The sequence below is a fragment of the Flammeovirga pacifica genome (assembly GCF_000807855.2).
GTDB classification, from domain to species: domain Bacteria; phylum Bacteroidota; class Bacteroidia; order Cytophagales; family Flammeovirgaceae; genus Flammeovirga; species Flammeovirga pacifica.
Window position 1 is genome coordinate 58933 of sequence record NZ_JRYR02000002.1, and the last position, 26552, is coordinate 85484.

16 protein-coding genes are annotated in these 26552 nt (G+C 33.7%); 9 read left to right on the forward strand and 7 right to left on the reverse strand.

Annotation, left to right across the window (positions count from 1 at the left end):
- Nucleotides 1-123: 123 nt before the first annotated feature.
- The 6 genes from NH26_RS19730 (at nucleotide 124) to NH26_RS19755 (ending at nucleotide 10812) form a co-directional block, all read left to right on the forward strand.
- A complete protein-coding gene (locus NH26_RS19730; RefSeq protein ID WP_044217684.1) occupies nucleotides 124-5475 on the forward strand; it encodes a PKD domain-containing protein in 5352 nt (1783 codons plus the stop codon).
- A gap of 210 nt (nucleotides 5476-5685) precedes the next feature.
- Nucleotides 5686-6249: a glucose-6-phosphate isomerase family protein gene (locus NH26_RS19735; RefSeq protein ID WP_052431739.1), complete on the forward strand. Its 564-nt coding sequence runs from the start codon at nucleotides 5686-5688 to the stop codon at nucleotides 6247-6249.
- Complete coding sequence (locus NH26_RS19740; protein WP_044217686.1) at nucleotides 6246-7208, forward strand: ROK family protein; 963 nt, start codon at nucleotides 6246-6248, stop codon at nucleotides 7206-7208. The genes NH26_RS19735 and NH26_RS19740 overlap by 4 nt, the downstream gene beginning before the upstream one ends.
- Nucleotides 7192-8937: a class I mannose-6-phosphate isomerase gene (locus NH26_RS19745; RefSeq protein WP_044217689.1), complete on the forward strand. Its 1746-nt coding sequence runs from the start codon at nucleotides 7192-7194 to the stop codon at nucleotides 8935-8937. The genes NH26_RS19740 and NH26_RS19745 overlap by 17 nt, the downstream gene beginning before the upstream one ends.
- A gap of 112 nt (nucleotides 8938-9049) precedes the next feature.
- Nucleotides 9050-9838, forward strand: a complete 789-nt coding sequence (locus NH26_RS19750; RefSeq protein WP_044217692.1) for a glucose-6-phosphate isomerase family protein — start codon at nucleotides 9050-9052, stop codon at nucleotides 9836-9838.
- Between the two features lie 77 nt (nucleotides 9839-9915).
- The gene (locus NH26_RS19755) at nucleotides 9916-10812 is read left to right on the forward strand and encodes an alpha/beta hydrolase (protein WP_084812287.1); all 897 of its coding nucleotides are present in this window, start codon (nucleotides 9916-9918) and stop codon (nucleotides 10810-10812) included.
- 50 nt (nucleotides 10813-10862) lie between these two features.
- Here the strand turns inward: NH26_RS19755 and NH26_RS19760 are convergent, their stop codons facing one another.
- Together NH26_RS19760 and NH26_RS19765 are read right to left on the reverse strand one after the other, a co-directional pair.
- On the reverse strand, nucleotides 10863-11603 hold the full coding sequence (locus NH26_RS19760; protein WP_044217695.1) for a DUF4262 domain-containing protein: 741 nt from the start codon (nucleotides 11601-11603) through the stop codon (nucleotides 10863-10865).
- Nucleotides 11604-11716: 113 nt separating this feature from the next.
- The gene (locus NH26_RS19765; RefSeq protein WP_044217696.1) at nucleotides 11717-12748 is read right to left on the reverse strand and encodes an L-dopachrome tautomerase-related protein; all 1032 of its coding nucleotides are present in this window, start codon (nucleotides 12746-12748) and stop codon (nucleotides 11717-11719) included.
- Nucleotides 12749-13144: 396 nt separating this feature from the next.
- On the opposite strand from NH26_RS19765, the gene NH26_RS19770 reads away from it, so the two are divergent.
- Complete coding sequence (locus NH26_RS19770; RefSeq protein ID WP_158021979.1) at nucleotides 13145-14293, forward strand: T9SS type A sorting domain-containing protein; 1149 nt, start codon at nucleotides 13145-13147, stop codon at nucleotides 14291-14293.
- 50 nt (nucleotides 14294-14343) lie between these two features.
- Here the strand turns inward: NH26_RS19770 and NH26_RS19775 are convergent, their stop codons facing one another.
- The 5 genes from NH26_RS19775 to NH26_RS19795 all read right to left on the reverse strand — a co-directional run bounded on the left by NH26_RS19775 (nucleotide 14344) and on the right by NH26_RS19795 (nucleotide 22899).
- A complete protein-coding gene (locus NH26_RS19775) occupies nucleotides 14344-14772 on the reverse strand; it encodes a DUF4345 domain-containing protein (protein ID WP_158021980.1) in 429 nt (142 codons plus the stop codon).
- 91 nt (nucleotides 14773-14863) lie between these two features.
- On the reverse strand, nucleotides 14864-15709 hold the full coding sequence (locus tag NH26_RS19780; protein WP_044217703.1) for a helix-turn-helix domain-containing protein: 846 nt from the start codon (nucleotides 15707-15709) through the stop codon (nucleotides 14864-14866).
- A gap of 5 nt (nucleotides 15710-15714) precedes the next feature.
- A complete protein-coding gene (locus NH26_RS19785) occupies nucleotides 15715-20922 on the reverse strand; it encodes a caspase family protein (RefSeq protein WP_044217705.1) in 5208 nt (1735 codons plus the stop codon).
- 105 nt (nucleotides 20923-21027) lie between these two features.
- Entirely contained in the window at nucleotides 21028-21822 is a 795-nt protein-coding gene (locus NH26_RS19790) for a metal-dependent hydrolase (protein ID WP_044217710.1), read from the reverse strand.
- Nucleotides 21823-21867: 45 nt separating this feature from the next.
- Complete coding sequence (locus NH26_RS19795; RefSeq protein WP_044217712.1) at nucleotides 21868-22899, reverse strand: LacI family DNA-binding transcriptional regulator; 1032 nt, start codon at nucleotides 22897-22899, stop codon at nucleotides 21868-21870.
- A gap of 146 nt (nucleotides 22900-23045) precedes the next feature.
- Here NH26_RS19795 and NH26_RS19800 point away from each other — a divergent pair, with 146 nt between their 5' ends.
- Both NH26_RS19800 and fucK read left to right on the forward strand, forming a co-directional pair.
- Nucleotides 23046-24824 (forward strand): L-fucose isomerase, encoded by a 1779-nt coding sequence (locus tag NH26_RS19800; protein WP_044217714.1) that lies wholly within the window; start codon nucleotides 23046-23048, stop codon nucleotides 24822-24824.
- A gap of 144 nt (nucleotides 24825-24968) precedes the next feature.
- On the forward strand, nucleotides 24969-26390 hold the full coding sequence (fucK, locus tag NH26_RS19805) for an L-fuculokinase (RefSeq protein WP_044217717.1): 1422 nt from the start codon (nucleotides 24969-24971) through the stop codon (nucleotides 26388-26390).
- The last annotated feature ends 162 nt before the right edge of the window (nucleotides 26391-26552 follow it).

Here is a 26552-nt window from a genome sequence, read left to right on the forward strand (position 1 = left end):
TTTCAATATAGAAAACAATAGACTTTTGCGATTACTTTTTTGAATCTTGGATTATGCTTATTAGAGATGCTATTTATCTAATAAGAGCTTTTTTGAAATGAAATTTTTTTAAAAATAGATTCAATGAAAAAGAATTACTTAAAGAACACTTTATTACTTGTTTTATTCTTTTTGATAGGAACAAACTTATCAGCTCAATGGAAGAACGCTAACCCCGGTCATGGTGGTCAGGTGCAACATGTAATATGTGATCCAACTATTGACGGACGAATGTATTTATGTAGTGATATGGAAGGATATTACTACTCTGATGACTATGGTCAAAAATGGCATTATGTACATTCATCACCTTTTAACAATGTATTTAATATTGCTATTGCACCAACCAATTCTAATACGATGTTATTAGGAGCAACTAATGGTTTTGCAGTATCAAAAGATCAAGGTGCCTCTTGGGATGTTCAAGAAATGTTCATAGATGTGCCAATCTCAGCTATGGCAATTGATCCATCAGATGAGAACAATATGTATGTTGCACCCTCTTGGTTAGAAGACACAGTGCCTCATTTTTCTGAAAATGGAGAAAAGGCAGTGTATTACTCTAATGATGCTGGTGTGACTTGGACTAAAAAAGTATTTAGTGGTAATAGTGGAGAAAGAAATGTCAATACTATTACTGTACACCCTACCAATGGTGAAGTATTATTAGCAGCAACAGAAGGTCTATTTTTATCAAAGGATGAAGGTCTGAATTGGTCTCAACTGAATTCACCTGCAAATACAACATTATGTAGAGGAGCTGACATTACTCCCAACGGAGAGTGGGTTTATGCTTTATACGTAAGAAATGATGGTAACTCTGGTTTATATGTTAGAAAATATACTGAGACTACTTGGGTAGAAATAGACGCTTCAGGTCTATTACAAGAAAAAAATCAAACACATTGGAGACCGCTTATTTCTAAAACGAGTACTGATACAGAGCATTTTATGTTGATGGGTACTTTTAAAAGAGGTGGTAATGGTACTGAAAATGCACTTTTAGAAGGACGTTTTACGGTAAATGCAGATGTTGTATCTGGTGAAGTTGTAGAGGTATTCAGAAACCCAGGTATGGATATCCAAGATATTGGATGGAATGATTATCAAGGTGTTTCTAGAACGTATGATTATTACCCTGCGTCTTGGACAAACCACACTTTCACAAGAGGTGCTTTCATTATGTCTCAACAGTCTACTTATGTAGGTGATGTTACCGCAACGTCTACTTGGAATTGTGTGACATCAACGTATGTGAAAACTTTAAATGGACGTCGTTTTTATAGAACAAACGGTACAGCATCAACTTATAACTGGGACATGGTGGGTTACAAAAACTATGTAGCTCAACTTATGGGAGATAATGGTATTGTAGAAAGTTATGATGGTGGTGATACTTGGAATCAACCAACAATTGTATTCCAAGGTAACTGGAACGCAGATGCGGGAGAATTAGTAATGAAAGAAGGTCAAGATCCTCTTATTTTAGTGGGTACTGCCAATGGTTTTGGTGGAGCACAATCAGAGTGGTCTGGTAAATTATTGATGAAAACAATGACCAACTTAGACGGTCCTGCAGATCAATATAAAGTTTTAATTGATGGTTATTCTGATGATTTAAGAGGATTAGGTGATCAAAATAGAATTTCTAGTATTCACGCAGATGTACTTAACCCAGGTAGAGTATATATTTCTACTATTGGCGGTGCGTATGTAACTGATAATATTTTTGAACTAATCAATGACAATGAAGAGCATTATTTCAGAAAAATTTCTAATGGTGAAGCTCAAAGTCAGGGTAGAAAAATTATCTCTGATCCAAACGACGGAAATGTAGTTTATTTACGTTGTGGTAACGGTTCATTTAGAGGAGAAAGACAGTCTAGCGGAGAATATACTTGGACAAAATTGTTAATCAATGGTTCTTCTAACGGACTTGAAGGACAATGGGGTTCTAATGGTGATATGAACGTTTGGGCACAAGGAAATACAAGTTACTTATTAGTCACTAAAGGTAATTCTTCAAATGTAGATTATGAACTACATATTTCTATAGATCAAGGAGCTACTTTTACAAAAGTGGTGGATAGAAGTATGGCAGAAGCTTTTGGTGTGCCAGATTGGGTAAATATCTATAACTGTAAAACAGGATTTGGTGGTTTAGTAGGTAAGGAAAAAGAATTTTATTTTACTTTCCATGTTAGAGAAAGAGGAGAAGAAATGTCTAGTGGTATTCGTTTCTTTAAAGCTACTATTGGAGATGATTTATCAGATATTACTTTGGAAGATTTAACGGGAACTCCTGGTCAAAATGATTTGGAATATCCTTTAGCAAGAAGAGGTAAAATTTGGAAAGATCAAGACAACAAAGAGCATTTATATATTGCGACAATGGGTACGGGTCTTTGGGTGCTTCCTTTAGCAACAGAAAATCAACCTGTAAGTGTAATTACAGTAGAAGAAAACCATGTACAAGTTCCTGTTGAAGTGGAGTTTGATGGAAGTGGTTCTTATGCAGTAGATGGAAAAACAATTGCTGCTTATGAATGGACTTTCGGAGGAGAAGTAGTCGCTACAACAGAGAAAGTTAAACTATCATTTGATACAGAAGGGGTACACACTATTTATTTAAAAGTAACGGATAGCGATGGAGTAGCACATTCTACATCGTATCGATTAGTAACAATTAATGATAATGTAAAGACAATTATTAATAGCTCTCAATCTATGGGATACGCTCCATTGTATATAGAATTAGATGGATCGAATTCATCAAGTAAGCATGGAGAAATAGTAAGTTACAAATGGTATCACGATAATCAAGAAATTAGTTCTGAAGAAATCCTTAGAGTTAATTTCCCAACAGCTGGAAATTATATTTATGAGCTAGAAGCAGAAGATAGTGAAGGCAACTCATCAAAAGAAACATTAACGATTAACGTTTTTGATTATAATGATAGTGAGACCGTTGAACAAGAACTTATTGTAGAAGGTCTTGAAGGTTACGTTTATACAGAAGGTGGTCCAGCTTGGCAAGTATGGGCTGGAAAACCGAGTGTAGGGACTTTAGCTGAAGATCATACGGCAAATGTTCATTATGGTACGCAATGGGGGGTACACGCTAGTTCGGGTTACCCCAATGCTTCAGGAGATTATTCAGCATTTATTAATACAGCAGACAAGAATGTTTTTTCAATAGAGGATTTTGATGTATCTGGTGTAGATAATCTTCGTTTATCTTTTGGTATGATGAAATGTTCTAATATCGATGGAGATGCCGTTCCGAATGAAGATAACAGTGAAAGCATGAAATTTGAATATTCTACTGATGGTGTGAATTGGATTGAAATTTCGTTGGCTGATAAATTCGATTACGTAAATGAGACTAATCCAATTTGGTATTGGGTAGAACTTGATGAAGATATTCCATCGGTAGAAAATTTACGTTTACGTTGGACAAAACAAATGGACAATGATCCTTACAATACTCTTTGGAGAGTGGATGATATTACATTCACAACGGTAAGATCAGTTGCATTAAAAGCTCCAACTGTAGAAATTGCCTCATCGCCTTCAGAAATCTATACAGATGAACCTGCTACTTTTACTGCTGTATTATTAGGTACAGTAGATGAATTAGAGTGGGATTTTAATAACGGATCAACTGCAGAAGGTCAAGGTCCTCATGAAGTAGTGTATACAGAAGAAGGAGACTACGAGGTGACGGTAATGGTTAAAAACCAAAAGTTTGACGCGGATGCTTCTTCGACAATAAATGTAGCAATTGGAGATAAAGTAGAAGCAGTTATTAATAGCTCTCAATCTATGGGATATGCTCCATTATACATTGAATTAGATGGATCAAACTCATCAAGTAATAAAGGAGATATAGTAAGCTATAAATGGTATCATGAAGATCAAGAAATCAGTACTGAGGAAATGATTAAAGCGAATTTCCCAACAGCTGGAAATTATCTATATGTTCTTGAAGCAGAAGATAGCGAAGGAAACTCTTCAACTGATTCTTTAACTATTAATGTTTACGATTATGTGGAGAGTGAGTCTATTAAGGAAGATGTAATCATAGACGACCTTGAAGGATTTGAATATGTAGAAGGTGGTGCTGCTTGGCAAGTATGGGTTGGAAAACCTAATGTTGGCACCTTAGCAGCAGACAATAATGCTAATATTCATTATGGACCACAATGGGGAGTTCATGCAAGTTCTGGTTATCCAAATGCTTCAGGTCTTTATTCAGCGTTTATGGGCAACGACGGTACTAAAAATACTTTTTCAGTAGAGAATTTTGATATATCTGGAATAGAAAATTTACAATTATCATTTGGTATGATGAAATGCTCAATCATTGATGGTGATGCTGTTCAAAATGAAGACGACGGCGAAAGCATGAAATTTGAGTATTCTACGGATGGTGTAAACTGGACTGAAATTTCGTTATCGGGTAAGTTTGATTATGTAAATGAAGCGAACCCAATTTGGTATTGGGTAGAAATTGATGAGGAAATTCCTGCAGTAGAAAATTTACGTCTACGTTGGACAAAACAAATGGATAATGATCCTCACACTACTCTTTGGAGAGTGGATGATATCACATTCTCAACTACAAAATCAATTCCTCTAGAAGATCCAACGGTGAAAATAACTTCTTCTTCTAATGAAATTAATAAAAATGAATCGGTTACTTTCACAGCAGAAGTACTTGGTACTGTGCAAGAAGTGATGTGGGACTTTAAAAATGATGAAGAAGCCGAAGGTTTAGGGCCACATGAAGTATTGTATACAGAAGCAGGTGACTACGAAGTAACTCTGATGGTGAAAAACCAAAAGTCTACTCTAACATCAACTTCTGCTTTAAAAGTAAACAATAGCTTTGGTTCTATCGAAGGTGAAGTAAGCATAGATAAAGACGAAGCTTATAACCTTGAAGATGTTACTTATTCTATCACTCATAATGGTGATGATGATTTACAGTTTGAGTGGAACTTTGGAGAAAATATAATGCATTCATCAGATGAAAATCCGACTGATGTTGTGGTTACTTCTGAACCTACGATTACAATGCAGTATTTAACTGGAGGAGTGAAATCTATCACTGTAACAATGATTACTAATGATGATAAGCGTTTTGAAGTATCAGGTAGTGATATGATAACTATCGAAGAAAGAGAAATTACTTCTGCAGACGATTTGAGTAAATATGGGGTAATAGTTTATCCAAATCCAACTCAACAAGATGTACGAATAAAAGGACTTTCTTCTGGTACGTATAAAATAGTGAATCAAGTTGGACAGATTGTTTTAGAAGGTGAATTCAAAGAGTATGATGCTCTTCCAATTGACCTTCCAAACGGAGTGTATTTCATGATTATTTCTGATGGAATAAAGGTGATGACTCACAAATTAATCAGGAAATAATATTTTTCAACTGAACAATAGATTTTTATAAAATTTCATAACTCTCACAAAATCAACTTTTAAAAGTGTTTTTGTGGGAGTTTTTTTCTTTCGAAAAATGAAACGAAAGACTTTGTTTAAACATACTAAATACCTTGCCATCAGCAATCCATCGAAAACAAATATTTTTTACGATTGCAAGGAACATTTTTCAATCTAACATCTATTCATATGCCTTCAATACAACTAGAAATCAATACCGGTAAACTTTCAGGAGAAGGAGTAATTACCGCTCAAAAGAAATTAAGTCAGCTCGAAAATGTATTCGAAGATGAAGCCACTCGTGCATCTATGGATCAAGAGCAATTGATCTATGAAGTACAAGCGTTTATGCCTGTGGAAGAAGGAAAAGAAGGAGGTCTTTATTTTGGTAACTCGACCATCTTCCCCGGCAAAGTAAATGAGGAATACTTTATGACAAGAGGTCATTTTCATGCTAAGCTAGATACCGCAGAATACTATTGGTGTATTCAAGGAAAAGGAGCCTTGATTTTAATGGATGAAAATGGTAAAACTTGGCTAGAAGAAATGACACCTGGCTCTGTTCATTATATCCCAGGAAAAATCGCACATAGAGTAGCCAATACAGGAGAGGAGAAATTAGTATTCAACGCTTGTTGGCCATCAGAGGCGGGACATGATTATGGCACTATCGAAAAAGAAGGCTTTGGGGCACGTCTCAAAGATATTGAAGGTACACCTACTTTAGTGGCTACTAAAAATGAGATGGTATGAAAAACATCTGTATAGACCTCGGTGGTACAAATATTAAAGCAGGAATTATTGAAAATGATCAACTGCTTTATGCTTGCAATGGTCCATCAATGTCTGATCAATCTTTTCTAAAGGTGATGAATTCCATCGAAAAGATGATAGATGAGATGATGAAGAAAACAAACTCAATGCCTTCAGAATATGGTGGTATTGGTTTGTGCATGCCCGGTATAATTGATGTGGACAACAATAAAGTCTTAGCCATTAATGCTAAACACGAAGAAGCTTCTTCTTTTAATTTTAACGCTTGGGCACAAGACAAATATCACTTGCCTATTGTGATGGAAAACGATGCCAGAACAGCATTAGTTGGAGAGTGGCAACACGGAGAAGGACGAGGGGTAAATGATATAGTGATGATGACCCTAGGAACGGGCATTGGTGGTGCAGCAATGATCAATGGAAAGTTATTACATGGTAAGCATTATCAAGCAGGTTGTTTGGGCGGCCATTTTACCATTAATGTTCATGGAGATCAATGTAACTGTGGCAACATTGGCTGTGTAGAATCTCAGTCAGCTTCTTGGAGGTTGAAGGAACTCATCGCAAAAGCAAAAGAGGGACATACCCTATTAAACGGCCCTCAGGAAATTGATTTTAAAGTGCTATTCGATCTAGTGAGAGAGGGAAATCAAATCGCAAAAGAAGTTATCGATAATATTTTGAAAGTGTGGTCTGCAGGAATAGTGAATATGATTCACGCCTATGACCCCGATGTTGTGATTGTTAGTGGTGGTATCATGAATTCTAAAGACATCATTTTACCATTTATGAAAGAATGGGTAGCAAAGTATGCATGGACGGCACATCATTCTGTAGACATCAAAGCATCTACTCATACAGAAAATACAGCCTTGTGGGGCATTAATTATTTAGTAAACGACAAATATTTCAAAAAAATAAATGACAGCGTTCAATAATCAACCTTCAGTAAAGGTTAAAGGAAATTATACTTGTGCAAAAGGATGGGAAGCCATCTCTCAGCAAATTTTATCAGTAGCCGTATCAAAAAAAGGGAGTCACCGTATTCTGGTAGAAACTTACCAAGGCGTACATATTGAAGAATTGATGGAGGAGCTTCAAAAAGGACTAAATGCTGAGCGTTTAATCTATACCAAACAATTGATGAAATCGGAGGAAGACATTCAAACAATGGTCTATCCTGATGTAACAGACGACAGAATATTCGGTTATTTAACTCGTCTAAATATGGAAGATTACTTCGATACTCAAAAAGTAGAAGAGGCACAACAAGCTGTAGCTAATGAAAGTAATACAGTACTCGTAATTGGACCAGGTGCAGCGCAATTCTATACAGGAGAAGAAACGCTAGTTTATGCTGATATGGCACGTTGGGAAATCCAACAACGTATGCGTAGAAATGAAGTAGATAACCTTGGGGTAAGCAATAGAACAACAGAAGATTGGATGCTACTCTATAAGCAAGGGTTCTTTGTAGATTGGAGAGTATGTGACCGTTACAAGAAAAAACTTTTTGATAAGATCGATCTAGTAATAGATTCTAACCTGAAGGGAGCTCCAAAAATGATTTCTGGTGAGGCAGCTTTAGTAGGATATAAACAAACGGTCAATCAGCCTTTCTCTGTGGTTCCATTCTTTGATCCAGGCCCGTGGGGAGGACAATGGATGAAAGAAAAGTGTAATTTGGATCCATCGAAACAGAATTATGCTTGGTGCTTTAACTGTGTACCAGAAGAGAACAGTTTACTCTTAGAAGTAGATGGAGAATTAGTAGAATTACCTTCTATAAATGTGGTATTTAAGCATCCTGTTGAATTAATGGGAGATGCTGTTCATGGTCGATTTGGAGATGAGTTTCCTATTAGGTTTGATTTCTTAGATACAATGGATGGGGGAAATCTCTCTTTACAAGTGCACCCACTAACAGAGTACATTCAAGAAAAATTTGGTTTGCATTATACTCAAGATGAAAGCTATTACATGATGGATACTAAAAAGGACGCCATTGTGTATTTAGGTTTTAAAGAAGGAGTAAATCCAGAAGAATGTATCGAAGACTTGAACAAGGCTCAAGCTGGAATTGAACCATTTGATGCGGATAAACATGTAGAAGTTTTCCCTGTGAAAAAGCATGACCACGTATTAATACCTGCAGGAACGATTCACTGTTCTGGTAAAGACTCAATGGTGCTAGAAATTAGTGCTACTCCTTACATTTTCACCTTTAAACTTTGGGATTGGGGACGTGTTGGTTTAGATGGTAAACCAAGACCAATCAATTTAAAACATGGAGAAAATGTAATGCAGTGGGATAGAACTACAGAATGGACAAAGAAAAACTTAGTGAATGCTGTAGAACAAGTAGCTCAAGGAGATGGATGGAGAGAAGAAAGAACGGGGTTACATGAAAGAGAATTTATAGAAACACGTCGTCATTGGTTTACAAAAGAAGTACAACATAAAACACCGTTTGGGGTAGAGGTATTTTGTTTGGTAGAAGGTGATCAAGTGGTGGTTGAATCTCCTTCAGATGCTTTTGAACCTTTTGTAGTGAACTATGCAGAAGTAGCTGTCATTCCAGCGAATATCAGAGAATATACGATTAGACCATGTGGCCCTAGTGAGGGGAAAGAATGTGCAACATTAAAAGCTTACGTACGCTCATAAACTAGAATCAAGAGGTTGCTATTACATCATTTTAAAAGCACAATCAACTAAAAAAAACAGTTAGGCAAGGTGTTTTTTTAATGATGTAGTTGCCTCAATTACTTAAAGAACTATGGAAAAAGTATTTGATCAAGGCATTAATATTTTTGCAAATTACGAGTCGTTTGAATTTGACTATGGTACAGGGTGTTTTGGCCCTCAAGTAGAAGTAAGGACGTTAGATGCCATCCGCAAGAGTCTTTTAGAACCTCAATGTGAAGGACCTTCTAAAGTATACTCTATTGCAATGGATGTTGGAAAAGAAAATCACCAACAACAATTAATCGATCAGCATTTATTATTTGGTTTAGTTACCTATGCTAAAGGTCGATTAGGTAAGGAACCAATAAGAAGTCAGGGGCACATACATAAAACATCTGTTTATGCCAATAATTGGTCGACGCCTGAGGTGTATGAGATTTGGAGCGGAAAAGCTGTGATCTACATGCAAGAGTATGCAAAAGATCACCCTGGTAGATGTTATGCCGTAATTGGTGAACCCGGAGACGTCATTATTGTGCCTCCTTTTTGGGCACATGCTACAATTTCTGCAGATCCAGATAATCCATTGACTTTTGGAGCATGGTGCGATAGAGATTATGGTTTTGACTATGACGATGTAAGAGCACACAAAGGGTTGGCTTTCTATCCTTTATTAAATGATGATAATGAATTAGAATGGCAAAAAAACCCACATTATAAAGATCAAAAGTTGGAGATAAAAAAGCCAAGAATTTATACAGAGTTTGATATCGATCCAACAACGCCTATATATAAACAATACGTAGAGAATAATCAGAAATTTGAATTTGTACCAAGACCTGATAAGTACAAAGAACAATGGCTGAATTTTATTCCGTAAGTCATATTTATTAATTTTGTTTTTCTATCTCGGAGGATTTTTTAGTCCTCCGTTATTTCATTTTTAAACCTAGTCTTATGCATAAGGTACGCTATATATTTTATTTGTTGATGCTCTCTCATTTGATATCAAATGGACAAGATTTTTCATACAGTAAAAAAGAAGTAGTTGAACATTTTGGTACGATAGATATTTATCACAAAGTAGCCTCAAAATATATTCCTGAAAGAGAGGTAAGAGTTTGGTTACCAAAGCATTACAATGGAGAAGACTCTTTTGGAGTACTCTACATGCACGACGGTCAAAAAGTATTTATAGACGATTGGGCACCTTGGGGAAAGGGGTGGCATGTGGCACAATCTATGGATTCATTATATCAATTAAATCAAATTGATAATTACATAATTGTAGCTGTAGATTGTACTGATGAGAGAAGAAAAGAATATGCAGCGTCTAAGCCTAATCCAACCTTAGATTCTTGTGCTGTGGGCGATAAAAAATCGTATATAGGAAGCCCCATTGGAGATCAATACCTACAATTTTTAGTAAAAGAATTGAAGCCTTTTATCGATAAGAATTATAAAGTATATACTGATCAAAAACATACATTTATAGGAGGATCCAGTATGGGTGGCGTGATCAGTATGTTTGGTATTTGTGAATACCCTAAAGTATTTCATGGCGCAATGTGTTTCTCTACTCATTGGCCATTTGATGAAGGTGCTTTTATCGATCAATATTTAGGGAAGCATCTTCCAAAAGCTAAAAATCATTTGATTTATATGGATAGAGGTGATCAGACATTAGATCAATATTATCCTCCTTATCAAAATAAAGTAGATGCTATTTTTGATCAAAGTAAGTATCAAAAAGGAGTAAATTACAAAACGGAAGTATATCCTGGACATGCCCATTTCGAACCCTATTGGAGAACTCGTTTTCCTGATGTAGCGAAATGGATGTTATCAAAATAAATGTTTCTCACTACCCATTGTTTTAACATGGGTAGTGTGAAAAAACAATATTATTCACCGTGTTCAAAAAACTCCCAATCGGCATCTACAGTTGCTCTCGAAGCTGCTTTACCAAAGCTTAAAGAAAAGACTTCATTTAAGCGATGGTCATTTTGAACCAATGATTCTAAACTAACTAATTTTGCATCATCAAAATCGGGATTTTCCTCACTGTGTAATTCCCAAGATCCATCTAAGTTGTGGTAAACCCATAAAATAGGATTTCCTTCTAAAGTATATTTTGTAGTGTAAACCCCTAAATTTCTTTCCTCATAAAATTTGAAATCAATATTTCTATCTAAAAGAGGTTGGTTAAATTTCCATTGTTTATTAAAGTTTTCTTCCCAAGGAAAAGCACCACTTTTATCTGTCCAAACTAATTGATAGGCAGGGAACTCTTCTTCATAAAATAAAGAACAGTAACCTAAATAATCTGGAAAATACGAGTTATCAACTTTAATAAATTGAACAGGGAAATTATTTAAAACATCCTCATAATTTTTATTGAGTGCATAGGACGTTTTCTTTTGGATGGCCTGACAAACATTATTCAGAACCACTTGCATTACTTCTTTCGGTAAACCAAAAACAATAACTTCTGGGTGATCATAATTTTTTGATAAGCCAATAGAAAAAGCATAAGCAGGGAGATACTCATCACCATCGATTACCCCAATGTGATAGCCATGCTCCTTAATATTTTGTTGTATTAATTTTTCTGTTTCAAAGTCAAGTATCTGATGCTTTTCCATATAATTTTATTCAAATGATCTACGAAGGATCAAAGGTAGAGCAAAAAAATTAGGATACACATTTAATTAAATCCTCTTATCAAAATAAGTTACTTTGCCAATGTCAATCAAATTTATAATTGAACTTTGTAAATTGAGAATTCAATAGTACTAACATCATTACCTGCTTCATTAATTCTAGAATTTGTATAGTATAATTGACCATTGTGAATACTAAATGTATCAGCCCATTTTACTTTACTACCTTCAACAAATACAGTCATATCATGGCTCTTAGGATTAATTTTCATGATTCGATCATGTTCTAAATCTCCTAAATAAAGGAAGCCCTTTTGATCAAAAATCATCCCATCTGGAGCAGGAGTTTTCATAACAAAGGATACACTTTCTTCTATGTCTTTTTCACTTCCTATTAATAAAGTTGAAGTAGGAACACTATACAGACTGTATCCTGTAAGTGAATGAAAATATAAAAGGTCGTTTTTTGTATCTAAAGCAATCCCATCTGAATGAACAATATTTTTCCATTTAGTCGAACCAAATGTAAGATGATCTGTTTCTGCTTTTGTAGAAAAGTGATTGTCTAATACTCTTTGGCAATTTCCGGTAGTTAAATCAAGAATTATTAATCCGGCATGACCTGAATCTGTGAAATAGGCTTTATGGTTTTTTTTATCAATTCTTAAATCATTGACATAAGACTCAGGATGGTAAGTCCCAGGTGTAAGAGAATACGTCTTTTTTAATTGATTATTTTTTAAATCGAATACAAAAACTTTTGGAGCTCCAATCACACCCTCAAAAAGTGGATTTCTAGTATCTAGTACATATAAGTCATCTTCAAAAGCCACTACAGATTGTACCGCAATAAAGGTGGAATCACTTATCTGTTTGCCTATTTTCCAATCATTCCATTTTGTATTAGGAAAAGCTTTTTTACTTCCTTTCTGATCCACTTCGATAACAGAAGACATAACTCCTTTTCTCCATCTAGGGAAATTTGCAAAAATTCTTCCATTAGTACTTACTGTAACACCTGTTACTTGTTGCCCTTCAAAAGCGGCAACGATAGTGGGTACTTTGGGCTGTTCCGAACAGCTAAAAAGTAAAAAGGATAAAATGATTAGACTAAATTGTTTTAACATCAAAAGTGAAGGTGTTTGTTGTAAAAAAGACTTATTACCAAATTAATACTTTAAGAATAGAAAAATCAAGATGATTGGTAAAAAGCAGCCAATTTTAATGGTTACTTTATCAAAATTTAATGCAACCAATTAAGAAAAATATTATAATCGAATTGATATTAAATTATGATATTAACAACAATTCTAAAATCTAGTACATGCAGGAACTTAACACCATACACACCAGTATGTTAATTAATAGAAATGATATGTTAATGTGATATGAATATTTCAAGAATATCACATTATCATGAGAATATATTGAACTTTTGATCATGTAAAATGTGTTTAAAGAGCGTACAATTTGATAAGTTATTATAAGTTTTCTTACACACGTTATATTATCAATTAATGACAATGCGAATCCCAACATTTCTATTTCTTATTTTCATGGTGGCACATACTGCCTTTTCACAACCCTTATTAGGTGGATATAGCCCAATCACACCAGATGATTCCGACGATCAAACTGTTTCTTCAAATGAGTATTTAGATTTAAATTCAGGTACTTATGATTATGATGGAAATGGTGAAAAAAGTATTACGGTAGAGAATAATGGCGTCTTGCTAGTTAGAGCCGGAGTTACTCTAAATTTAAGTAATTTATCTATTAAAGATCAAGCAATTCTTTACGTAGAAAGAGGAGCAATAGTAACTGTCGAAAAAGACTTTATTGTCTCTTCGACTGGTTCAAGTGAACTGAATTCTTTGTATTTCTATGCGAATCTTAAAATTCAAATTGATGACAATAGTTATATCTTAGGAGGTAACGGTAGAATTACTTATACAGGTTCTAACAGTGATTTAAAAGTAGACAATGGTGCAACAGTTTGCGTTGGATCAGAAGCCCCAGAGTTTTATGATCCAGACCACGCAAATTATGGAGGAAATGGTACCGAAGCCTGTGACAAAAATGGTAACACTGCCCAATTTGTCGCTGATTTACCTGTGGAATTAATATCTTTTGAAGCGATAGCATCAAACGCATCGGTAGTTTTACAATGGGCTACAGCCACTGAAGAAAATGCTTCCCACTTTGAAATTATGAGATCTACTGATCAAACAAACTGGGAGAAAGTGGGTAGTGTAGATGCTAGTGGAAATACTAATTTCCGTCAAGATTATACTTTCACTGATACACCAAATTCATCTTCTGATGTAATTTATTACAGATTAGATCAATATGATTTTGATGGACAAAGTGAATCATTTGGTCCCTTAAAAGTGAACTTGAATACATCAAACAATAAACTTACTGCACATGTATTCCCTAATCCTTCTGTCGATAAAGTTAATCTTCAATTAGAAGGATTACAGATGGATCAGGAGTTATCTATTTCAATCATAGATAAAATGGGCAAAAAGGTTTATCAAGAACAAAAAATAATTGAAGCGAATAGTTTACTATATAATGTCCAAAAGTTGGAAGGACTTCAGCCGGGACATTATCTAATTATGCTAAGTTCCGGTTCCGAAAAAATTACTGTAAGATTCATTAAACAATAACTTTCTATTACATTAGGCTGTCTCAAAAATATTGAGACAGCCTATTATTTTTAATGAGGGAATAAAGCGGAATGATCAGATGACAGATCTTTTGATTTACCTTGTTGAAGAAGAATTAAACCTCCGATGCCTCCAAGTAAAAGTTCTCCTATCATTGCGTAAAACAAACCATCTGCAGGAAAGCCATCAATCAATACACTGAGTAGTCTTCCAAGGCCATAAGCAGAGTAGAATAAAGTAGCAATTTGTATTGAAAATGTTCTGAGAGATTGCTTTATCATCCCTATTAGAATAATCAGACTAGCTAAAAGTATAGCTGCTCCAGGAGCCCTAGTTTCATTAAAATGGCTAATATTATTCCCAATAATAATATCTGATTGAGATTGAATTTCTGCAGGGAAAAAGACAAGCATAAAGCCTACATATAGACCAATAGTACTTGCCAAGAATAAATAGATAGAGATTATTTTTGAGTTCATATTCATTGTGATTTTAATGATTAATAACTCAAAAGTAATGAGGCAGTAATAGCTTTAGATGTTTGAAAAAAGATAAGATTTGTTCTAAAAATTATTTAGCAACATCACTTGGCCTAAACCCATATTGTTTATAAAACGCATTAGAAAAAGAACTGATGCTTTCATAACCAACCCTCCATGCAGCTTCTTTTACAGATAATTCGTTTTTACTTAATAATTGATGTGCCTTATTTAAACGTTGTAATTGGAGATATTTGAAAATCGGCACACCAAAGATCTCTTTAAATCTTTTTTGAAGTGTGGTATGATTAATACCTACCATTTTCGATAATTCGTTAATAGAAGGAGGCGTCTCAATATTTTGATCCATGATTTCTTTTACCCATTCTATTTGAGAGTGATCTTCTTTTTTAGAAACCTCAACTAAACTTGTAAAGTAATGCGATAACAGTTCGATTACTTGGCTTTTTATGAAAAATAGTTTGGCTGCCCCTTCCAACTCCGTTTCAAATATCTTAATGATAGCACCATGCATTGCTGGTGTCAGATGTTTTTTAGGCCCTAACAAAAAATCTGCTTTTGTTTGTAGTAAAGATGGGAGGTTTTTTTCAAAGAGTTCTTTTTCAAAAGAAGGTAATTGTTTGAGGTTTTTAAGCGTAGAAAAAATATTGATGCTTCTCAAGGGTTCACTTTGATGAATACGATGTGATACCTCTACTTTTTCATTGCCAAAGAAAGAAAAAACAATTCCTTTAGAACTATGTATTATTTCTTTTTTATCACCAAAACTGATAGTAGACTCTACTTCTCCTGACCCGTAGAATGAAATTCCAATCACCTCTTCATCAATTTTACAATGAAAGATTTCAGCTTCTTGGGCTTCAGTACTATCAATAAGTACTACAAAATTATTTATTTCTAAAATATCAGTGGTCATAAAATTTATTGGTCGTTCTTCTTTTTACTAAAGAAATCAAAATCATTATTGATATTTTCTAATCTATTGGTTGGGTTTTGTTTTCCATCCGTTAATCGGGCAACCTCTTTAAATAGATATTCTTGAAGTTCGGAAACATTGATGACACCATCTTCATTTTTGTCCGCTTTTAATTCTGCAAGACCGGATAATAAAGCGTAAGTGAACACGCCATTTTTCCATTTTTGACCTTCAAAAGCAAACTCTAACCCACTTGCACTAGAAAAAATAAATGCACCCGTACCTCTTCTAATTTCATTGAAAGCATTTTTTATATCTGCAATAGTATTTTCTTTTGGTACATTACTTAGTAGATCATCTAACATCGGGTCATCAGATGTTTTTTTCTTTTTAGAAGCATTTTTTAATTTTAGCCCTCTTACGTTAGTCGCACTATGAGTGGTTGTTACACCATCGGCCAAATCAAAATCATCCTCTAATAATTCCCCACTCTGACAGGCATCAATAAATATTGCTTTGTTACGTGCAGGTATGCCATCAATTAAATCTTCTAAAGTAGCGTATTTCAAGCCCCCATTACTAGGTTGTGCAAAATCTATGGAATAGGTCGATAGGTACAATTCTTTATCGTAAATAGTACCATGTCCTGCAAAGAAAATGTAGACGTGGTCATCTACTGTCGTTTTCAAAAGTATTTCTTTGAGCGATTCTATTTTATCTACACTTACTTCTTCGTTGGTGATCACATAACTTTCTACTTCAGAAGAATCTTGTGCATTATCTTTAAAAATTTGAGCAAAATCAATAGCATCTTTATCCGCATAAGTAAGATTCATATCAGCCTGTTGATGTCGTGAAACACCTATGCCAATCACCACCGTTTTTGCTTTTCTTTTTAATTGATTATTGATAGATCGTGACCATCGAATCGACTCTCTACCGTATTGATCTGTACAGGAAACTTCGATGTAATTCTGCCCATTTGATAAAGGTATTTTTTGATTGATTTGATAGTCTGTACCTTGAATTTCTTTCCCCTGAATACCAAAATAAGGTACATTATTGACCCATATATTTAGCTTATTTAGTGCAATGTTTTTTGATGCAGCAGTAATGTTTAAATCAATACTCTCCTGCTCAACAGAAAGAGGTATATCTTGATCGTTTACATCAATAGTAGGTACTTCTTGTATGGCTTGTTTAGTATCAATACCTAATAAAGAGAGACGTTGTTTATTTAGTTTTTTATAGCGATCAATCATCATTGGATTGACAAATTTCAGACGTTCAAATACAATATCGGGGCGATTAAGTAAAACATCAAATTGTTCAAATTTATAGATGTCACTACCTGATTTAATACTTAAAATATTATCAATAGTCTTAGAAGAAGTATAATACAAATCAGGAGTATAAATAATATAATCTAGTGTGGGCGATAGGTACATTGTCGCTAACAATTTCCCAATGTTTTCATCAATATCCCAAAATTTAATGGCCCCTTTAGTATCACTGCCTACCAAGACTTTTTGGTCTCCAATCAAGAACAAATTATAATTAACAGAAGAGGCATAGATGCTATTGATATCATTAATTGGCCAACTTTTTATGATCTTTTGCGTCTTTACATCCACCATTAAAATATTAAGATCATAATTAATGATATAGATATATTTTGAATCAGAACTAGCTACAGCGTTTGAATTTAACTTTAAAATATCCCCTTGTGTATTCATTTTATTCCCGTATAAATCAACGACCTGTTCAAAGGGAATATCTTTACCATTTTGATTCACAAAATCATATTGAAAATACTCATTTTGTCCAAAAGCACCTTTTTTATCTTTGGTAAAAAATAATTGATGATTAGATGTTAGAGTGACTGATTTAATTTGATGACCAAAGGATAATTTTTTAGGTTCAATATGGTATAATTGCTCCTTGGTCACAGCATCAAAGATATAAATGTCTGAAATTTTATTATTATATATATCTTGAGATTTATTGATTGTAATACCAAAATATTTCCCATCGTTGGATTGGAATATATCCCAAATTCTTTCTTCTCCATTAAAAGGATAATGATAAAGAGTGTCGTATCTTTTATTCTCGATATTATAAGTAAGCACACTTCTTTTTTCTCCATAATCAATACCAATCACATGATTATCAATAGCTATTGATTTTGTAAGGAACCGACTATGAGAATTTAAACCATAGGCAGATTTCTTTTCAGTTGGGTCAACATATCTACCGAATCTCGTTTCATCAAAAGAAAAAATATCTCGAGAAAAATCTACTTTCACTAATTTATGTTCATAGTAATCTGTAGTCGAATAATTGATATAAAAAGCTTGTTGGTTCAATGGTTCTACGTTCTTTTCAACATCAAGAGATTGAGCGACCTGATGACCAAAACTATTGATTTGTTGTAAAGAATTCAGACTAAATAATTTTATTTTTCCATGAGTATCACCAATGGCAAGAAGGTCTCCATCTATTGTAATTGTTGAAATAGTATAATAATTATTCGGTGATATAATTTCGGCTTTTAAACTTCCAGAAGTTAAATCAAACTCGTATAAACTGCCTTTACTTCCGCTAACAAAAATGGATTGACGTTTTTCGTTGATAACAATTGCTCCATCATAATTTAGATTTTTGCTTTTAGTAGGAGGGGTAGTAACCTTTGTCTGGGTGTTGATATCAATATAATATTTAGTTTTTGATAAAGCTGGATTGTAAACCCCTATCACTCCATTGTTAAATAATAGAACGGCATTGTCTTTACTGATACTACCACTTAGAATAGTGTTTTTTATTTTTTCAGGCTTATCAAAATAATATTTCTGATGTTGAATAGTAGACGTAAACTTATTGATATCGAATAAGGTAGTGTCATTATCGTTGACTTTTACTAACTTCTCTTTTTGAATAAATAACTTGAGGTCTTCTTTATTCTGTATATGTAAAGTAGGCTCATCTTTTTCGCTAATTAGTTTATTCTTGCTAATTAACCATTGCTTATTTTCTTCTTGATTTCCAAAAATAAGAGTATCACCTTCTACCTTAAATATTCCTTTATCGGAAGCCTTATCGAACATTAATTGTCTTCCTGTAGTCAAATCCCAAAGGATGAAATTGTAATAATCTTTACCAAGAAGTTTTTTTCGACCATCCAAAAATACAATTTCTTCTACTTTATTTTTGATAGTTTGATTGATGTATACGGATAAATCATTACTGGCAAATTGATTTTTATCTAGCTTAACTTGTTCTTTCAATGCCTGAAAATCTACAAATTGAATTTCACCCTTATTTAAGGCGATAAGCAATTGGTCTTTGTACTTTTCAAGTTGACTAATCTTACCTTCAATACTAAACGATTGTACAAATTCCGGATGTTCTAGTGAAGTTTTTGTATCATATATAAAGAGTTCTCCCCAACCGTTATCTGTATTAAATCCAATAAGGATGAGCTGCTCTTCTGGTAAAATTAAATAGGAGATGCCTTCATTAAAATTAATATTAAGATCCTCTAATTTTTGATTAATAGTTAAAGGAGTATACGTTTTAGATTTATAAGTAAAAGTGAAGTCTGAATATTGATCTTTGAAAATATTTTTTTGTATTGCTTTATTAAATTCTTTTGGCAATTGTTCTTTCTTTTCAAAAGCATAAGGATTATTTATATTCAATTGATAAATATTGGATGGATCACCATAATCTCCTTGATAGGAAATATACAACAGAGAATCTTTCGTATCATATTGTACTCGATTAAAATAAAGTTGCTCCATCTGACGATTAAAACCCGAAAAAGATTGAATAATGCTATCAGCTTTTAAATCAATTGATGTGAGACCGTCGATATAATCGTGTTGCTTTACTTTATCAAGTTTAAAATGAACATATAAGATATCACGGTCTTGGTCAATGGTAAAGTGAGTGCCATTTTTTGAAAAACTATTTATGCTATCCTTAGAAAATTGATAGCTTTTTGATATCGGTAATTCATTAGTGTTGACATTCTTAAATACAAATGTCTGTTTCTTTTTCTGTAAATTCTCTTTGATCCAATAGATGTTATCGTTTAACTTTTGATATGTGTTAGGAACTTTAATATTAGAGGCTAATGGTGGACTAAAAAAGCCTTCTACAGGATACGGCTCATAATGAATACCGCTTAAATCATAAATCCAAATGCCTTTTTCAAGAACAGAAGTTTTAATTAAATTTTTATTTTTTCCTTTCAAAAAGAAGGGAGCATCTCGTGAAGAGAGAACTTGTTCTCCTTCTATAAACACAATTTTATCCTCTACTAATTGGACTCTTTTTTCTCCTTCTTGATAAAAAATAAAGTCGTAGGGTTTTCCTATACTTAAAGTGTTTAAATAATAAATAAAATGATTTCCTTTTGTGTCTTCAATGTAATAGCTATTGGCTAATTGATTGATCTTGATTCCATTGGGATAAATGTTCTTAATCTTCTTTTCAATAAATGAGTCACCTTTTCGAATAAATATTTCTCCTTCTTTATTGTATTTAATAGAACCATTTTCTTTAAAACTCACTAAATCAAGTGCTATTGATTTTTCTTCAAAAGTGTCTAAGTCAAGTACGGTTAATTGATTTTCAATACCTGAAAAACCACCTCCTTTTTGGTATACAAGTGTATTTTCAAAACGAGTAAGCAGATATTCATTGAGTTCTTTAAACTTAAAAGTACCCACCCTAGCATAAGCCTTCCAATTAAAGACATCTATATAGTTTGTTGTCCCTATTCCTCGTCTTTGAGTAAGTAGCAAAGAGTCGTTTTCCATAAAAAAGATAGATTGGAAATTACCGGAATAGTTGGCTTTTATTTCACCTTTTTCAAGATCAAAGACAATTAAATTCCCTGGTTTATCTTCATTAATATTGAGGAGAGAAAATGCCAGTAGAGGCAATTTGGGATGCAATTTAATATCGGTTATATCACTAAATTGTCCAATAGGAGAATTGGAATAACTACCATCTTGTTTGATAATCTGAAGGGCAAAATTGTCTTTTTCTGAATCATACCCTTTCATTACACCTACACTAAATTGTTCGTTAGCATCTCCGTTGATGTAATAATAATTTTTAGGACAATAATATGTTTTTTGTTGGCCTACTAAATCAATAGAAAAAAGGAGGCTGAATAAAACAGATAGTAAAGTTATTTTGTGCATAGTGGTAGAAAGAAGCTGTATCTAACGTAAAGATACTATTCCTAAGAGGAATAGATGTTCCTCTTAATGAAATATTTTAAATGAGTAGTCTTACTTTGATAATAATTAAAATAGAAAAGGTAATCTCCTATCCATTTCTGATACCCAATTGTAGACTTTTTCTCCTAAGATATCTTTCTGTATTTTTTTAGATTGCTGTTCAAATTCTTGATATTTTGACGAATTATTAGTGTAGGAAAAATCAATTGGTCGAGTATTAATTTGATAAACGGCCATCAAAAAACCTGAAATAAAAACAATAGAAGTCACTTTTCTTAAGTCTACCTCTACCACATATCTTAGGGAGTAAAACGATAAATTTAAAAAGATAATTCCTACCACAATGAGCCATATATCATTATTATTCCACCACCAAATCTTTCCCCAACCACCAATGTATTCTGTCGAAGGCCAAAGTAAATTTACTCCTCCCCATGCAGAAGAAGGGGTAGGCATATCTTCTAATAAATGAATGGAAAATCCCAAAATGAATCCTACATAGGCGATATGATTGGATTTTAAGGAATCTATAAATGTTGTTTTTTGTTTGTTGATGAAGTAAATGCAAAGAGCAATAAGACCACACCAAAGAAGTGCAGCCACTAAACTATGATTAAATGCATGATGCGAATACCAGAATTTTGCACTATAGATGGTTCTCCCAGAATTTTCTAACCTAAAAATTCTACCCAGGGTAACATCAAATTTAGACCATAAACTAATAGCATCTAAATCAGGTAATGCTCCACCTAAACCAGATATTAGAAGTATTTTAATACGGTCTAAAGATCCTTTTTTAGAAAAACTACTAGCCACAGTTCCTACTGCTACTCCTGATAAAGTATGTGTTAGAATATCCATTTTATAAATATATAAAGAGGACAACATTTTTCTATTAAAAACAACTTATAACAATGTACTTTCCCTCTTTAAATAAAATGTACTCATTTTTTTTGTAAGAAATTGATAGGATTCTCCTTGTTGGTTATGCTGTATCTCTTGTAATATCATTTCAGAGGCGATGACTCCCATTTCTTCGGCAGGTTGATTAATGGTAGATAATTTAGGAGATGTATAAACGGATAGTGGTTCGTTAGCGAAGCCTAGGAGTTGTATATCTTGTGGGATTCTAATATTATTTTCCTTTAAAAATTCTAATGCTTGAAAAGCATAATAATCGTTGTAACAGGTAATTAAATCAATGTCCTCTAGAGCGTACTTTGAGAATAAGTTTCTTAAACCTGTTTTCACTTCTGTTTGATGCTGACAGGGAATAATAAAGTCAGGATTGAGAGAGATTTTATTTTTAAGCAAGGCTTCTTTATATCCTAACAAACGATTAAAAGCAGTCGAAATTTGTAAATTCCCCTGAAGGTGAATAATATTTTTTGTTCCTTTTGAAATAAACTGATTTACGGTGTCATACATACCTACAAAATCATCACTGATCACATAATTAGCATCAATCTCTTCATAGATTCTATCCATAAATAACAATGGGATACCTTCATCTTGAATATCTATTAAAAAAGAAGGGTCTTCATGCTCAAAAGAAAGAAAAACGATGATACCACTTACATGATAGGAAGAAAGTGATTGTATGGCCTTTTTTTCTTGTATTCTAGATTCTCCGGCTGTAGAAATAATAATTTGATATCCACTTTCGTGCATCATTTTTTCAATCCCTTTGAGTACTCTAAAAAAGAAGTTGGTATCAAAAGTAGGGAAGATGACGCCTATTGTTTTTGTATTTTGTTTCTGAAGCCCTTGTGCAAGTGGGTTAGGTCTATAATCTAATTCTTTGGCTTTTTCTTTGATTAATTTTTTGGTTGTTTCATTCACCTTAGGGTGATCATTCAAAGCTCTTGAAATTGTAGAAATATTTAAATTCAAAGCTTTGGATAAGTCTGATAAAGTGGTTTTTCGAGATTTTTTCATTCATCTTATGACTATGTGTATTCTGCTAATATCTAATGCTTTAATGGAAATTGCAAACGTTTGCATTGTCTTGTGGTTTTATTAAAATTAATATTGTGATATCAAAACAGCAATTGACAAACACAAATAACAAAAAGATATATAGTATGATTCTGAATGAAAAAAACTTACCTAAAATAGGTATCCGTCCAACTATCGACGGTAGATTGGGAGGAGTAAGAGAGAGCCTTGAAGAGCAAACAATGGAGATGGCAAGAACAGTACAGACGTTTTTGGAGGAAAATTTAAAATACCCCAATGGCGAAGCTGTAAAATGTGTAATTGCTGACTCAACAATTGGTAGAGTAAAAGAAGCGGCCGATTGTGCAGAGAAATTCATCAAAGAAAATGTAGGTCTTTCTATTACGGTAACTCCATGTTGGTGTTATGGTAGTGAAACTATCGATATGACTCCTCATATTCCTAAAGCAATTTGGGGATTTAATGGTACAGAAAGACCAGGGGCAGTTTATTTGGCTGCTGCATTAGCGGGTCATTCACAAAAAGGAGTACCTGCATTCAGTATTTATTCTCACGAGGTACAAGAAGGTGGGGATAAATCTATTCCTAAAGACGTGCAGTCTAAACTATTGAAATTTACAAAAGCAGGTATTGCAGTATCAGCAATGAAAGGTAAATCATATCTTTCTATTGGTTCTGTTTCAATGGGTATTGCGGGTTCAATTGTGGATGAAACGTTCTTCCAAGAATATTTAGGTATGCGAAACGAATATGTGGACATGTCTGAAATTTCTAGACGTATTGAAGAAAACATTTTCGATCCTAAGGAATATGAAAAAGCATTAGCATGGACTAAAGAAAATTGTGAAGAAGGAATTGATGTAAATGATGAGAACATTCAAAGATCTTCGGCTGATAAAGCTAAAGTTTGGGAGGATGTTGTTAAAATGACATTGATTGCTAAAGACTTAATGCAAGGGAATGAAAACCTTAAAGATTTAGGTTTTGGAGAAGAGGCTTTAGGGCATAATGCTATTGCTGCAGGATTCCAAGGACAAAGACAATGGACCGATTTCAGACCGAATGGTGACTTTATGGAAGCTATTCTTAATTCATCTTTTGATTGGAATGGAATCCGTAATCCGTACATGATGGCCACCGAAAATGATGCATTAAATGGAGTAACAATGTTATTTGGTTATTTATTGACCAACCAAGCTCAAGTGTTCTGTGATGTTAGAACTTTCTGGTCAGCAGATTCTATTGAAAGGGTAACAGGTGAACGTTTAGAAGGTTTGGCTAAAGATGGTATCATCCATTTAATTAATTCAGGTTCGGCTACTCTAGACGGAACAGGACAACAATCTGATGCAGAGGGTAATCCTGTAATGAAACCTTTCTGGGATATTACAGAAGAAGAAAAAGAAAAGTGTTTACAAAATACAAAATGGCCTGCTGCAGTTCATGAATACTTCAGAGGTGGTGGTTATTCATCTCAATTCTTAACAAAAGGAGGGATGCCTGTAACTATGGCTCGTATCAATCTTATTAAAGGGGTTGGTCCTGTACTTCAAATTGCTGAAGGATGGTCAGTTGATTTGCCAGATCATGTACATAAGACATTAGATCAAAGAACAAATGAAACTTGGCCAACAACTTGGTTTGTACCAAGATTAACTGGGCAAGGCGCATTCAAAGATGTTTATTCAGTAATGGCAAATTGGGGCGCAAATCATGGTGCTTTCTCTTATGGTCATTATGGAGAAGAACTCATTACTTTAGCGTCAATGTTGAGAATTCCTGTTTGTATGCATAATGTAGATACAGACACTATTTTCAGACCTAGTTCTTGGGCAGGTCATGGTATGGATGCAGAAGGTGCAGATTATCGTGCTTGTACTAACTACGGTCCATTATACAAATAAAGAAGAGTTTTACCCTTAATAAAAAGCTGTCTAAAATAAGCCAACTGAATAGTCTACAGGAGTGTTATTAAATACATTCTTACGTTGAATAAATTCAGTTCTTTAAAAAACATTTTAGACAGCTTTTTTATAAATCATATAATTATGAAAGATTTAGCTGTTGTTCTCGATTGCGGAGCTACTAATATCAGAGCGATCGTCATGAATAATGATGGGCAAGTAGTGGCAAAATATTCGGTGAATAATCACTCAAGACCCGACCCGTTAAATGCAGATTATACTATTTGGGATATTGAAGAAATCATTGATAAATTAAGTTTCTGTTGTCAACAGGTAATTGAAAAAGTAGACCACAAAAGAATTGAAAGTATAGGTATCAGTACTTTTGGTGTGGACGGTGCATTTGTAGATGAAAAAGGACAACTTATTAGTCCTATTATATCATGGAAATGCCAAAGAACGATTCCTGTTTTAGATAATATAGACAAGTATTTTACTACTCAAGAATTATTGATGAAAACAGGTGTAGGAGCATTCAGCTTCAATACCATCAATAAGATGATTTGGTATAAAGAAAATCAAGAAATAACTATTTCGAATGCTAAATATTGGTTGTTTATTTCTTCTTTGATCGGACAAAGACTAACAGGAAGTTTCTACACAGACCACACAATGGCAGGAACATCTCAGTTGTGTAATATAGAAACACAAGATTTTGATCAAGATATTTTAGACAAACTGGGTGTAAGTAGTGCTCTATTTCCTGAAATGAAATATGCAGGAGATGTAGTGGGGCAGTTATCTTCTGAGGGGAGTAAGTTATTAGGTTTACCCACTGATATTCCTGTAAAAAGTATTGGACACGACACTCAATTTGCATTGTTTGGTGCAGGAGTGGATTTAACGAATGCAGTCTTAAGTTCAGGTACCTGGGAAATTTTAATGGTGCAAGCCAAAGAAGTAAACTTAAAGCCTGAGTTGGCTCAACATGGTATTACGGTGGAGTTTGATCCTGCAAAAGGTTTATACAATATTGGTTTACAATGGATGGCATCAGCTAATATTGAATGGGTAAAAGATACTTTCTTTAAAAATATTGATTCAGATAAGGTATATGAAATCATGATAAATGAGGCAATACAATCTGAAGAACAATCGGATCTTTATCAGCCTAAGCTTCAACCTAATCAAACGATTAATATACAAGCATTAGAACTGTCAAATAATAGAGGGGATATCTTCAATTCTTGTATGCTAAGTCTTGCCAAACAATTAAAGAAAGCAGTAGGGATTTTAGAAGAGGTAAGTAACTTTAAAATTGATAAGATTACAGTTGTGGGCGGTGGCGCCAAAAACAGTTATTGGAATCAATTGAAATCTAATGTAACGGGACTAAAAATTCAAACAATACAAGAAAAGGAAACAACAGTATTAGGTGCTAGTTTCTTTTTGTTTGACAACCCTGCAGAGGAGGTTAGAACTAACTATGATTACAGTTTCACTTCTTTTTTACCTGAAATAAAGAAAAGTGAAAATTATTCAGAAACAACTTTAGTAAGCGGATAAGAGTGTTCCATCATTCTCTATTGAATGATAATAAAATGATTATTCCATACTGTTTCAAAGTCAAAAACAAATGCTCTTCTAAGAACGAATATTCATCAACATTTTTTTAGAATCTCAATGATGTTTATAGAAATATTAAACATCTAGTTGATAGTAGGTATT

What these genes read in the sequence shown, in the direction of transcription:
- NH26_RS19730 (WP_044217684.1), top strand. Translation starts at nt 124, where the DNA reads ATGAAAAAGAATTACTTAAAGAACACTTTATTACTTGTTTTATTCTTT.
- NH26_RS19735 (WP_052431739.1), top strand. Translation starts at nt 5,686, where the DNA reads ATGCCTTCAATACAACTAGAAATCAATACCGGTAAACTTTCAGGAGAA.
- NH26_RS19740 (WP_044217686.1), top strand. Translation starts at nt 6,246, where the DNA reads ATGAAAAACATCTGTATAGACCTCGGTGGTACAAATATTAAAGCAGGA.
- NH26_RS19745 (WP_044217689.1), top strand. Translation starts at nt 7,192, where the DNA reads ATGACAGCGTTCAATAATCAACCTTCAGTAAAGGTTAAAGGAAATTAT.
- NH26_RS19750 (WP_044217692.1), top strand. Translation starts at nt 9,050, where the DNA reads ATGGAAAAAGTATTTGATCAAGGCATTAATATTTTTGCAAATTACGAG.
- NH26_RS19755 (WP_084812287.1), top strand. Translation starts at nt 9,916, where the DNA reads ATGCATAAGGTACGCTATATATTTTATTTGTTGATGCTCTCTCATTTG.
- NH26_RS19760 (WP_044217695.1), bottom strand. Translation starts at nt 11,603, where the DNA reads ATGGAAAAGCATCAGATACTTGACTTTGAAACAGAAAAATTAATACAA.
- NH26_RS19765 (WP_044217696.1), bottom strand. Translation starts at nt 12,748, where the DNA reads ATGTTAAAACAATTTAGTCTAATCATTTTATCCTTTTTACTTTTTAGC.
- NH26_RS19770 (WP_158021979.1), top strand. Translation starts at nt 13,145, where the DNA reads ATGCGAATCCCAACATTTCTATTTCTTATTTTCATGGTGGCACATACT.
- NH26_RS19775 (WP_158021980.1), bottom strand. Translation starts at nt 14,772, where the DNA reads ATGAACTCAAAAATAATCTCTATCTATTTATTCTTGGCAAGTACTATT.
- NH26_RS19780 (WP_044217703.1), bottom strand. Translation starts at nt 15,709, where the DNA reads ATGACCACTGATATTTTAGAAATAAATAATTTTGTAGTACTTATTGAT.
- NH26_RS19785 (WP_044217705.1), bottom strand. Translation starts at nt 20,922, where the DNA reads ATGCACAAAATAACTTTACTATCTGTTTTATTCAGCCTCCTTTTTTCT.
- NH26_RS19790 (WP_044217710.1), bottom strand. Translation starts at nt 21,822, where the DNA reads ATGGATATTCTAACACATACTTTATCAGGAGTAGCAGTAGGAACTGTG.
- NH26_RS19795 (WP_044217712.1), bottom strand. Translation starts at nt 22,899, where the DNA reads ATGAAAAAATCTCGAAAAACCACTTTATCAGACTTATCCAAAGCTTTG.
- NH26_RS19800 (WP_044217714.1), top strand. Translation starts at nt 23,046, where the DNA reads ATGATTCTGAATGAAAAAAACTTACCTAAAATAGGTATCCGTCCAACT.
- fucK (WP_044217717.1), top strand. Translation starts at nt 24,969, where the DNA reads ATGAAAGATTTAGCTGTTGTTCTCGATTGCGGAGCTACTAATATCAGA.